14 protein-coding genes, 1 tRNA gene and 1 pseudogene are annotated in these 11,294 nt (G+C 48.3%); 8 read left to right on the forward strand and 8 right to left on the reverse strand.

Going from position 1 to position 11,294, the window contains the following annotated elements; all coding sequences use genetic code 11:
* The 6 genes and pseudogenes from KQI64_RS00240 to KQI64_RS00260 form a co-directional block, all read right to left on the reverse strand.
* Positions 1-738: hypothetical protein (locus KQI64_RS00240; RefSeq protein WP_330622892.1), on the reverse strand; the 738-nt coding region annotated here is incomplete at its 3' end.
* Between the two features lie 55 nt (positions 739-793).
* Complete coding sequence (locus tag KQI64_RS00245; RefSeq protein ID WP_216522778.1) at positions 794-1,351, reverse strand: hypothetical protein; 558 nt, start codon at positions 1,349-1,351, stop codon at positions 794-796.
* Between the two features lie 135 nt (positions 1,352-1,486).
* Positions 1,487-1,822, reverse strand: a complete 336-nt coding sequence (locus KQI64_RS00250) for an Hpt domain-containing protein (protein ID WP_253289124.1) — start codon at positions 1,820-1,822, stop codon at positions 1,487-1,489.
* Entirely contained in the window at positions 1,806-3,500 is a 1,695-nt protein-coding gene (locus KQI64_RS00255; RefSeq protein WP_216522780.1) for a two-component system response regulator, read from the reverse strand. The genes KQI64_RS00250 and KQI64_RS00255 overlap by 17 nt, the downstream gene beginning before the upstream one ends.
* 18 nt (positions 3,501-3,518) lie before the next feature.
* Positions 3,519-3,653: a response regulator gene (locus KQI64_RS10710; RefSeq protein WP_442911896.1), complete on the reverse strand. Its 135-nt coding sequence runs from the start codon at positions 3,651-3,653 to the stop codon at positions 3,519-3,521.
* Positions 3,654-3,673: 20 nt separating this feature from the next.
* Positions 3,674-5,554: pseudogene (locus KQI64_RS00260) on the reverse strand (ATP-binding protein); the annotation flags it as partial.
* 118 nt (positions 5,555-5,672) lie between these two features.
* On the opposite strand from KQI64_RS00260, the gene KQI64_RS00265 reads away from it, so the two are divergent.
* Positions 5,673-5,957: an acylphosphatase gene (locus KQI64_RS00265; RefSeq protein ID WP_216522782.1), complete on the forward strand. Its 285-nt coding sequence runs from the start codon at positions 5,673-5,675 to the stop codon at positions 5,955-5,957.
* Positions 5,958-6,180: 223 nt separating this feature from the next.
* Here the strand turns inward: KQI64_RS00265 and KQI64_RS00270 are convergent, their stop codons facing one another.
* Positions 6,181-6,498 (reverse strand): hypothetical protein, encoded by a 318-nt coding sequence (locus KQI64_RS00270; RefSeq protein ID WP_216522783.1) that lies wholly within the window; start codon positions 6,496-6,498, stop codon positions 6,181-6,183.
* Positions 6,499-6,660: 162 nt separating this feature from the next.
* Here KQI64_RS00270 and KQI64_RS00275 point away from each other — a divergent pair, with 162 nt between their 5' ends.
* The 4 genes from KQI64_RS00275 to KQI64_RS00290 all read left to right on the forward strand — a co-directional run bounded on the left by KQI64_RS00275 (position 6,661) and on the right by KQI64_RS00290 (position 8,419).
* A complete protein-coding gene (locus tag KQI64_RS00275; RefSeq protein WP_216522784.1) occupies positions 6,661-6,933 on the forward strand; it encodes a DUF4160 domain-containing protein in 273 nt (90 codons plus the stop codon).
* A gap of 65 nt (positions 6,934-6,998) precedes the next feature.
* Positions 6,999-7,247: a DUF2442 domain-containing protein gene (locus KQI64_RS00280; RefSeq protein ID WP_216522785.1), complete on the forward strand. Its 249-nt coding sequence runs from the start codon at positions 6,999-7,001 to the stop codon at positions 7,245-7,247.
* Complete coding sequence (locus tag KQI64_RS00285; RefSeq protein ID WP_216522786.1) at positions 7,248-7,448, forward strand: hypothetical protein; 201 nt, start codon at positions 7,248-7,250, stop codon at positions 7,446-7,448.
* Positions 7,449-7,555: 107 nt separating this feature from the next.
* A complete protein-coding gene (locus KQI64_RS00290) occupies positions 7,556-8,419 on the forward strand; it encodes a DUF4041 domain-containing protein (protein ID WP_253289125.1) in 864 nt (287 codons plus the stop codon).
* 286 nt (positions 8,420-8,705) lie between these two features.
* Here the strand turns inward: KQI64_RS00290 and KQI64_RS00295 are convergent.
* Positions 8,706-8,781, reverse strand: a tRNA-Thr gene (locus tag KQI64_RS00295).
* A 148-nt stretch (positions 8,782-8,929) separates the two neighbouring features.
* Here KQI64_RS00295 and KQI64_RS00300 point away from each other — a divergent pair.
* The 3 genes from KQI64_RS00300 to KQI64_RS00310 all read left to right on the forward strand — a co-directional run.
* A complete protein-coding gene (locus KQI64_RS00300; RefSeq protein ID WP_216522788.1) occupies positions 8,930-9,325 on the forward strand; it encodes a helix-turn-helix transcriptional regulator in 396 nt (131 codons plus the stop codon).
* 143 nt (positions 9,326-9,468) lie between these two features.
* Positions 9,469-9,732: a 30S ribosomal protein S15 gene (gene rpsO / locus KQI64_RS00305; protein WP_253289126.1), complete on the forward strand. Its 264-nt coding sequence runs from the start codon at positions 9,469-9,471 to the stop codon at positions 9,730-9,732.
* Positions 9,733-9,901: 169 nt separating this feature from the next.
* A partial coding sequence (locus KQI64_RS00310) for a polyribonucleotide nucleotidyltransferase (RefSeq protein WP_216522789.1) occupies positions 9,902-11,294 on the forward strand: 1,393 nt, incomplete at its 3' end.

An 11,294-nucleotide genomic window follows, 5' to 3' on the forward strand; every position in this document is an offset into this window, starting at 1 on the left:
TTTAGCTTTGTCCTGAATCTTTTCATTTAACTGCTGCTTCTGAGCGGAATCCAGTGTCGCTTTGATGTTATTGCGAGGGACGCCCTCTCCGTTAGCCAGCTTCTGCAAATACGGATTCATTGACTTCTGCGGACTCTTAAAAACAGCGGTCTCATTGAGAATGCCCTTTAACAGGCAGTAGCCGCGCCTTTGGTCATTCGCCACGGTTTCCATGTACTTTTCGCTTTCTTCGTTGCCGCTCCACAGACTGTGGTATTTGATGATAGGCAGCACATACTCCGACTTGTTTTCGATGCCGTCCTGCATGACCCACTCGACCTTGTTCATATCGAGCGGCACATTGTCAGCGTAGTTATGAAGATTCGCGTCCTTTACGGTCTCCGCTTCATCGTTGACGGCGCCGTTCAATTCGATGACTACCAGAGCGTTCTTCTGGCGTTCGAGGATATTTTTGAGCGCGCTCTTGTAGCTGAGAATAGAATTCGCCTGCGTCGCGAAAAGGTAGCTCGTCACACCGGCATAATTGTAGGCGTGGCAAGGGGAGAAGTCAGAGTAAACCTCGCTTGCGCCGAGAAAAACAACGTCGAGCGAATCCTTTTCTTCCTCGTAAAAACCGTTGATTCTCTGCTTGTTGTGGTCTGCGCGGACAAGAACAAGCTGCTGCAATACCCCGACGGTAAGAGCAAAGGCAAGCGCAAGGCATATAATTTTTATAAGACGGAGAGCGTTCTTCTTCATGCTTGTATCCTTTGAAAAAAAGCAGGGACGGAAAACGCCCCTGCGAGGTTAGCTATTAAACAGTATAGAAATAGTCGATTTCAGAGACTGTGTCGTTCTCAATGAGGAACTGCAGCGACTTCTTGTTGCCTGCGTCGTAGGAATAGTACACGCCGACAGCCTTGTAATTGTTGCCGTAAGCTTCGGTGACCTTTGAAACGGGGTCGCCGACAGCTACGCCCTTCGATGTGGGAATGCCGGCTTCGCTTACAACGACCTCCATAACGTAATCCTTGCCGTCGAGGGGATATGAGTTGACGACAAAGCCGTTGTAGGAGTAGGTCTTGTCCTCGCCTTCGCCGTGGCAGCTCAGCTGTGAGCTTACTTCGTTAGCCTGACCGATAGCAGTGAGCATATCGTCAATGGGAGTATTCAGCTCGACCTTTGCGCCGTTGTAATTGAAAACAACGTCGCTTTCGGGAATAACTCCCTGCGCCTGAGCGGCTGTTGTAACCTCGGCGGCGGTCGTCGCGGTTTCTGCCTGTGACTGTTCACTCTTGCCGCAGCCCGTGAAAGCGAGTACGGAGCTCAATGCCAAAGCGGCAGCGGTGATTGAAATCAATGTTCTTTTCATAAAAACCTCCAAAGAAATAAAAATTTTCCTTATCGCCCTTATAATACCTCAAATACCGCAAAATAGCAAGCTTTTTCGCCCATTTCGCGGCATTTTCCCCAAAATAAACAAAAACGGTCATTCTAGTGACGGCTCTTACAGCGTTTCAAGCTCCTTTTTTAGGTCAATCAATCTTTGAGCCTGAGCTGTGCAGTCGACCTTCTGTCTCGGTCTGAGCTGCTCGCACATATCACTCGCGAGGTTGTACATGGGAGTGAGGGAGAGGTTCCCGAGCACACCCTTGAGCGCGTGAGCGGCTTCAAAGGCGGCTGAATAATCCTCATTTGAAAGCGAGCTTTGCAGCTTGTCGAAATTCGGATCGGCAAGCGCCATGTCGACGAGCTTCAAATAAAAATCCGTGTTTCCGAAGCAGCGCGAAAGACCCTCGTCGGTGTATGCTCCGAACTGTTTGAGCTTATCTATGTCTTTCATCATAAATCTCCTTTTCTATAAGCGCCGTGATGTTTTCGGGCGGCTTAGGCGGCGAGAAGTAGTAGCCCTGAATGACCTCGCAGCCCATAGCCTTGAGCACGGTGAGCTGTTCCTGTTTTTCAACGCCCTCTGCGACTACAGGCACACCAAGAAAGTCCGAAACGTCAACAACGAGCTTTACGAGCCTGAACGCCGTCTCGTCGGTCAGCATGTTCCTGATAAAATACATGTCGAGCTTAATGGCGTCGATAGGAATGGAGGTAAGCATATTAAGCGACGAGTATCCCGAGCCAAAGTCGTCCATTTCGATTTTAAATCCCTTTTCTCTGAGATCGTTTACGATTTCAACAAACCTCGCGCTGTCCTCACTGCAGGCGGATTCGGTGATTTCGAGCAGCAGGGAGTCACGGGTTATGCCGTGTCTGTCGATAATGCCCGTGAGCTTCTGACTGAGCAGAGGGTCAAAGGCGTCTACCCTTGAAACGTTTACTGAGACGGGCAGCGTAAACTCCATTTCGTCCTGCCACTGCTTTACCTGAGCTGCCGCCTTGTCCCACACAAATTCGTCGAGCTGCCTGATCAGACCGTTTTTCTCAAAGAGCGGGATGAACTGTCCGGGGCTGATGAATCCAAACTCCGGGTGAGTCCACCTCACCAGAGCCTCGGCGCTCGACAGTTTGGGGACATCGCTTTCGATGTTGTACTTCGGCTGGAAATAAACCTTGAACTCGCCGTTTTCAAGTGATCGGGAAAAGTCAGAGATGAGCCGCTCGTCAAACAGCTCCTTCTCATGCATATCGTTGTCGTAAACCTCTGTATGAGCGCCGAACCCTCCTCTGAGTCTGTCACAGGCGGTTTTCGCGCGTCTGTAGCAGCTCTCAACGTCCTGTCCGCATTCGATATTCTTGTAAACTCCGGCTCTGATTCTCACGCTTTTAGCGCCTGTGCGGGCTTCGATCTCCCTTTGTATATCAACAAGAGCTTCCTCGTAGTTATCCCTGTGAACACAGAACACATAGAACGAGTCTGCCTCGGTTCTGCATGCGATACCTTTGTCGCCAACAAGCCGTTCCGATATCAGCCCGGCGGTTTCCCTTAGCATGCGGTCGCCCTCGGGTCTGCCGAAAAGCTCGTTTACAAGGTGGAAACGGTCGAGATTAATGACAACGGCGTCCATATTGCACTCGATATTCGGAAGCATTCTGTTTATGTACGCAAAGAAATATCCGCGTGTATAGAGGTTGGTCAGATCGTCGCGCTCAGTGGAGCTAATTATCGTGCGGCTCTCACTGAGGGTAATGATCCTATCGCACCGTGCGAGAATAACCTCGGGCATGTCATAGGGCTCTGTAATGAAATCCGCGGCGCCCATTCTGATGCTCTTTACCTCGGCTGATTTCTCCGAGGTCATAACGATGATCGGCACATTTTTGAGCTGTTCATCGTGAGCACACCGCTCAATCACCCCAAAACCGTCGAGCACGGGCATGAGCAAATCGAGCAGCAGCAGGGAATAGGAGCCCTGCCTGAGCATATTAAGCGCTTCCTCGCCGTTGCAGGCACAGTCGACATCATAGTCGCGCGAGAGTATCATCTTGAGCATCTCACGGTTAATGACCTCGTCGTCGGTGACAAGCACCTTCCGTCTTATTTCGGTTGATTCAATAAACTTTTCCATAATTATCTCCGTCTACCCCTACACATACTTCCTAATTATTTCAACAAGAGCATCCGGCTTGAACGGCTTTGCCAAATGGTCATTCATGCCAGCTTCCGCCGCATCGCGTTTGTCCTGCTCGAATGTATTTGCTGTGCAGGCAATGACCGGCACCTCGGATTTTTTCCGCCGAGCTTCCTGATTTCCCTTGTCGCGTCATAGCCGTTTAGCAGCGGCATTCCTATGTCCATCAGCACAGCTCCGAAGTAGCCTGCGTCATGGTTAATAGCAGCGTCAAGCGCTTCCTGGCCGTTCTGCGCGAACTCGCACTCAAAGCCCGAGGACGTGAGTATAATTCCCGCTATCTCGCGGTTTATCGGGTTATCGTCGACGACGAGTATCATGCCGCCGCTTGTTTCCCTGATCTCCTCGGTATCCTGAGTGAGCTCTTTTATCTCGTCCTCATTGGCAACGGGAAAGCTCAGTATAACGGTAAATGTGCTGCCTTTGCCTTCCTCGCTCTCGACCTCGATCGTGCCGCCCATGAGCTCTGTGAGACTCTTTGTGATTGCCATGCCGAGACCCGTACCCTGAATGCCTTCGACGGTGCGGCTTCTTTCTCTCTCGTAGGCTTCAAAAACGTGCCTGCAAAACTCCTCGCTCATACCTATACCCGTATCGGCGACGGTGAGCACAAACGACGCCTTGTCACCGCCTTCAGTCTGTCTGAGCTCAATGTCTACGCTTCCTCCCTCAAGGGTATACTTGACGGCGTTTGAAATCAGGTTTAGCAGTATCCTGTTGAGCCTTATCTTATCGCAGAGCACGTACCTGTTTTCTATATTGACACAAGACGCGCTCAGCCTCAGTTTTTTATCCGACGCCTGCACCGCGAACATGCTTTTTGCTTCATCGACGAGGGCACAAATGTCCGCAGGCTCGATATTCAGCTCGACCTTTCCGCTTTCGATACGGCTCATATCGAGAATATCGTTGATAAGTGAGAGCAAGTGGTTTCCGCTGCTTTGTATTTTCAGAAGATAATCACGAATGTTATCGGGCAGATTCTCCTCCTTGAGCGCTATGGCAGTGTAACCTGTCACGGCGTTCATAGGTGTGCGCAGGTCGTGGCTCATGTTCGACAGGAACACGCTTTTCGCCATGCTGTTCTCCTCGGCGAGGAGCCTTTCCGCTTCAATGACCCTTTCACGCTTTTTGATTACAGAGAAAATACTGAACACCACTGCGACGGTTACAACGATAAGCAGAGCCTGAACCAGCACGTTCGACCTGACAAGCTCCCCGAAGGACGTGATCCTCTGGGTTATATATTCACCCGATTCGGCTACATAGCTGTTGTCCGGCGAAAGCCCCGCCTTCACAGCCTGATTAGACTGCATGTTTGTAATGTCTCGAGCAATACTCGCCGCTTCGCCGACAGTCGTCTGGAATATCCACACGACCGAAAGCAGGAGAATGAGGAATATCAGAATTACCCACACGACCTCGCTTTTGCCGAAGCTGCGCGTCTTGTCGCGTTCCAAAAGCACTCTGAACACGCCTATGCCGAGCACGCACCAGATGATAAGTATCAGGAACGACTCCGCAGCGAGGGGGCTTTTACCCGAAAAGAACGAGGGCAGAAGGTAGAAGGCGAGAAATACGACGGAAACCGCCGTACCGAGCAGGCCCGGAACCATCATGCGCCTGTTTTTCTCATGTTTGCCTACAGCGACGGAGCAAATTGAGATGTAGGCGTACACAATCGATGCGCCTATAGTCGTTACGTCGACGATCCATCCGATAGCCGTCCTTCCGAGAAATGGCATAAACAGCGACACACCGCCGATAAACGAGCCGAGACTTCCCGCATTCGGTAAAAAGACGGTGCCGGGCATAACGAAAGCGCCCCAGCCGACAGAACATCCGAATGCGAGAGCCCAAGCAGCGAGCAGTGACAAGTGAGGAGAATCGAGAGAGTTGCCTCCTTTATCAGACAGTTTTTCCATAAATGACCCCTCTTTATACAATCTATTACATATTATAATATAAATTTCCGAAAAAGGCAATGACATTTTGCTGATTTTTATAAATTGTATGGACAAAATTACGCTTTTTTGGTATATTATTAAGTAGGTAGTTTGTTGGTTGGCGATTGAGAAGTCAGGCTGCCAACTCCAAGGAGGTAATCATATGAACCACGACGAAATTATTCGCTGCCATTTCGTTTTCAGGGGCAGGGTACAGGGCGTAGGCTTCCGCTACGTCTCGCAGTTCGCCGCAAACGAGTACGGAGCGACGGGCTGGGTCAGAAATGAGTACGACGGTTCGGTAAGCATGGAGCTGCAGGGCTCACGCACCCAAATCGAGCAGGTGCTGCTGACTCTGCAGAACAGCCGTTACATAGAAATAAGAGACATCAGCCGCACACAAATCCCTACGGAATCTAAGGAAAAGAAGTTCAGGGTAAGGTATTAGGATTCGGAGTAACTGTTATTTCGATCTTGTCAGGAAATCATCTATACGCTTCTGCCGTTGCCCGGGGGATTATATCGCAAAACTTGTAAATGTGAATATAAAAAAACAAACCGCATGGAATTGCTCAAAAATGGCTTTCCCATGCGGTTTTTGCTTGGAGCTAATGAGGTGTGTTCGATGTTGCGTTAAGTTTCTTCTCGCTTGAAGGGTTCATTGCCTTTCCTCAGCTTTTGGAACATAGTCCATCACAAAGGCTCCTTTGCCGCGTACGCTTGCGATTACTGCAACGGCATTTCTTATCGGCAGTGTTGTTTTTATCGCGACACAGGCTTATTCTGACGTCCTGCGGGCGGTAGTGGGTTAGGTATTCTATAGCTGTCTGCCTTTTACCGAATGTTACGCCGCTGACCTTGGTGAGCAGTTGGGGCATCTTCACAAGTGCCCGGGCTTTTGACACGGCGTTAGCCCGGTTATATCCCTGTTTTACAAGGCGGTTCGCGATGGTCATAACCTTTGAGTGTCTTGTATATCTGTCGGTCATTGTGAGCAGCTCCCTTCCTTTGCTCTATCTCTATTATACTACTTGTGTACGTATATTTCAACTGACATTTTAGCCAAACTTGCACACGTATATTTGTATAATATTATACTTGCACACGTAATCTGAATATGATATAATATATTATAGAAAGGGGATGATAAAATGCCTGCTATATGTATTTTTTACGGTATCATTATTAGAATGTATAACGAGAAAGGCGGCAAGCATCACAAACCACACATTCACGCTGAATATCAAGGTAAAGAAATTGTGATTGCGCTTGATGGGGATATTCTTGAGGATAGTGATAAATTTCCTAAAAATAAGCTCAAACTGATTGACGCATGGATGGAAATTCATCGTGAAGATCTGGAAGCAAACTGGCAATTGCTTTCGGAAGGTCAGAAGTTTTTCAAAATCCCGCCACTTCAATAATGCAAAGAAGCCCGCACAATCGTGTGGGCAATCTGCGCATATTTTTTTATTAAGGAGCTGATAAAATGCTGCAGCCAAAGGTAACAAAAGTTTTGCCGCTGCCTGATTACAGGCTTTTGGTGGAATATGCTACAGGAGAACGCAAAATTTTTGACGTAAAGCCGTATATCACAGGCGATTGGTACGGCGAATTAGCAGATGTTGATACATTTAACACTGTTCACCCCTGCGGAACTACCGTAGAATGGGAAGACGGGCAGGATATTGCTCCGCATGAGCTGTATGAATTATCCGTGCCTGTAGGGGGTGTTTAAATGGCAGATTCACATGGAACCGCCCAGACTCGCGCAAAAAACAAGTATAATGCGAAAGCATATGACCGCATTGCTCTTCAAGTAAAAAAAGGACGAAAAGAGACGCTTAAAGCTCATGCCGAACAACACGGCGAAAGTCTGAACGGCTTTATTAACCGCGCTATTGACGAGGCAATGGAACGCGACAACAGCAACGTATAAACTTTACAATAATCACTGAACAGCAAAAGCAATTTATTAAACAGGGGCAAGCTGTAACCGGATACAGTAACTGGATGGTCAACGGCAACATATCCGAAGGTAAGCGAATGGTTAAGGATATGCAAAAGCTACTCCTGAGAGCCTTTAATTCCGAGTGCGATGAACTCATCGATAAAGTAAAATACAATAATTTTGATTTAGCAAACAAACGTATGGTAAAATCCTGTGAAGCTATTTCAAAATTAGGCAGGATCATGGGCGTCGCAATTACAAATCAATATTTTTCTTTGAAGCGTGAAGAGCTCTGCCTTGCTCTTGAATACCGGCAAAAGAAACAAATGGAAAAAGAAGAGCAAAAGGAAATCCGGGCACGCCTGCGCGAGGAAGCGAAGCTGCAAGAGGAAATAAAGGAAGCGCGAAAGAAAATCCAAAAAGAACGTACTCATTATCAAAATGCCTTAAATGCTATTGACAATCAGCTCGCCACAGCCAATAAAGCCAATGCAGAAATATTGCTTGAAAAACGGCAGGAGATTGTCAATAAACTCGTAGACATTGATAAATCCATGAAGATTATTGATTATCGTGAAGCAAATGTCAGGGCAGGATACGTATATGTTATTTCAAATATAGGTTCTTTTGGTGAAAACATTTACAAAATAGGCATGACAAGACGATTAGAACCTATGGATCGTATTTATGAGCTCAGCGTAGCCTCTGTACCGTTTAACTTTGATGTTCATGCAATGATATTTTCAGATGATGCACCGGCGCTCGAAGCGGCATTGCACAGGGCTTTTGAGAGTCGTAAACTTAATATGGTCAATACGCGCCGTGAATTTTTCAATGTTACGCTTGACGAGATAGAAGCCGAGGTCAAGAAGAATTTTGATAAAACCGTTGAATTTACACGTTTTGCTCCTGCCGAACAGTACAGAGAATCCCTAAAGATTAAAGAAAATATAAAGTAACAGTTCCCATACGTGCCTATATTTGGCGTGTATGGGACTTTTCCCTTTAGTACATGGGATATTGCTTCATCATAATATTTGCAATTTGGGGGGGCTTACGGCGCTGTAATTATGCTTTTGAAGCCAATAATAAACAAAGTTGCAGCGGCAAAGATGTTGAATACACACGCGATTCAATCAGCAGATGCAAAAGCAGCTGACGCGCTTAACGCTCGCCTTCGAATCCCCTCAACCGCACGGGTAAAATAAATAGGCGACACAGTCTTTAGACTGCATCGCCTATTTATGGAGCTAATGAGGGGATTCGAACCCCTGACCTACTGATTACGAATCAGTTGCGCTACCGGCTGCGCCACATTAGCGTTCAAAACATATCTATTATACACCACTTCATAATAAATTTCAAGATGAATTTTAAATTAATTTTTCAAAAATTTTTGTGAAATGTTTTCACAATTGTGGAAGCCGTCTCTGAAATGGTTTATAATATAATCAAATGGGGTGGAAAGTATGTCAAAGAGGTCAGATAACTGCTCAACTGATTATTTCAGCGCTAATCTTATCAAGTACCGCAAGCGCATGGGCTATACGCAGAAACAGCTCGCTGAGATTCTCGGGATAAACCGCACTACCTATACCAAATACGAGACGGGTGTATGCGAGCCGAGCGTCGGTATGATTCTCGCTATCGTTGACGCTTTGGAAATCGACGTTAACACCTTGTTTTACGACGGCAGACCGCTCAAAAACGTCGGCGACTGCTTTATGTACGCCACGGGTGACGAGCGTGCGCTGCTGCTATCTCTCAGAGACGCAGACCCTAACGAGCGTCAGAAGGCTCTCAGGGGTGTGAACAAAATAATTAGCAAGTCCGTTAACAAGCCGGACGGCGGCGAAAAAAAATAATTTTTGTCTTTACAACCGCCGATTTTTATGTTACAATAATGAAGTTGACCTGCGCCACGGATTTAGGGTTAAGCCGCAAAGCGGAATTTCACAGCCTTCTTCTGAGACGCTGGTGACAAATATATTTAAAAGGTGGAATACACATGCTTAAAGAAGAAAAGCAGGCTATCATGGCTGAGTACGCTCTCCACGAGGGCGACACAGGTTCTCCCGAGGTTCAGATCGCACTTCTTACAAGAAGAATCAACGACCTCACCGAGCACCTCAAGATCCACAAGAAGGATCACCACAGCAGACGCGGCCTTCTGATGATGGTTGGTCAGAGAAGAAGTCTTCTCGGCTACCTCAAGAAGGTTGACATCGAGAGATACCGTTCTATCATTTCAAGACTCGGCATCCGTAAGTAAGTTTGCAGCAAAAAGGGCAAGCGGGTTTTACCCGTTTGCCCTACATTCAAATAACGGGATTTCTATACTTTTTTTAGCGGTAATATAAGTCCACTGATTGCGGCGGGTTTATATTATTGCTAAAGCAGTGTAAAATCCCGTTGGAAATTATTTCAGAAAGGATTTTAGAATGAACAGCTTTATGACATTTGACAAGTACCGCGTTTTCGAAACCGAGTTCGCGGGCAGACCCCTCAAGGTCGAAACAGGCAAGATGACCCAGCTCGCTAACGGCGCGTGTCTCGTAACCTACGGCGACACCGTAGTTCACTGTGCGGTCACCGCTTCTCCCAAGCCCAGAGAGGGCGTGGATTTCTTCCCGCTCTCAGTCGATTACGAGGAAAAACTCTACTCCGTCGGCAGAATTCCCGGCTCGTATCTCAAGAGAGAGGGCAGACCCTCGGAGCATGCTATCCTCACAAGCCGCGTTATCGACCGTCCTATCCGTCCTCTTTTTGACAAGAGCATGCGCAACGACGTTTCAATCGTCTGCACCGTTATGAGCGTTGACCCCGACTGCCAGCCCGAAATCGTAGCTATGATAGGCGCGTCGATTGCTATCTCTATCTCCGACGTTCCGTGGAACGGTCCCATTTCAGGATGTTCCGTCGGCATGGTTGACGGCGAGTATGTCATCAACCCCAATGAGGAGCAGAGAAAGGTTTCCCGCATGTCCACCACCGTCGCTTCCACAAGCGAGAGAATCGCCATGATCGAAGCCGGCGCTGACTGCGTTACCGACGATGAAATGTACAACGCTATCATGTTCGGTCACGAGGCTAACCAGAAGATCATCAGCTTTATCAATGATATCAAGAACGAAATCGGCAAGCCTAAGTTTGAGTTTGTCAGCCTTGAGCCCGATCACGATATGTTCGAGGCTGTAAAGGCATTCGCCGAGGAGGACGTAAAAATCGCCCTCGATACAGACGACAAGACCGTCCGCGACGAGCGTCTCAAGCCCATTTATGAGGCTGTACACGAGAAGTTCGACGAGATCTATCCCGAGCAGGAGGCTCTTATTGACGAGTGTCTGTACAAGACCCAGAAGTTCATCGTCCGCCGCTGGCTCCTCGACGAGCAGAAGCGCGTTGACGGCAGAGGCATGAACGATATCCGTCCTCTCGCAAGCGAGGTAGGCGTACTTCCCAGAGTTCACGGCTCTGGTATGTTCACCAGAGGTCAGACTCAGGTTCTCACCGTAGCCACACTCGGCACTGTCGGCGACAAGCAGCTCCTCGACGGAATCGACGGCGAAACCGAAAAGAGATATATCCATCACTACAACTTCCCGAGCTACTCAGTTGGCGAGACAAAGCCCAGCCGCGGCCCCGGCAGACGTGAAATCGGCCACGGCGCCCTCGCTGAAAGAGCTTTGCTTCCCGTAATTCCCTCCGTTGAGGATTTCCCGTATTCGCTCAGACTCGTTTCCGAGGTTCTTTCCTCGAACGGCTCAACCTCTCAGGGCTCTGTCTGCGGCTCGACCCTCGCTCTCATGGACGCGGGCGTTCCGATCAAGGCTC

Source organism: Lachnoclostridium sp. MSJ-17 (assembly GCF_018918205.1).
Classification (GTDB): Bacteria; Bacillota; Clostridia; order Oscillospirales; family Acutalibacteraceae; genus Ruminococcoides.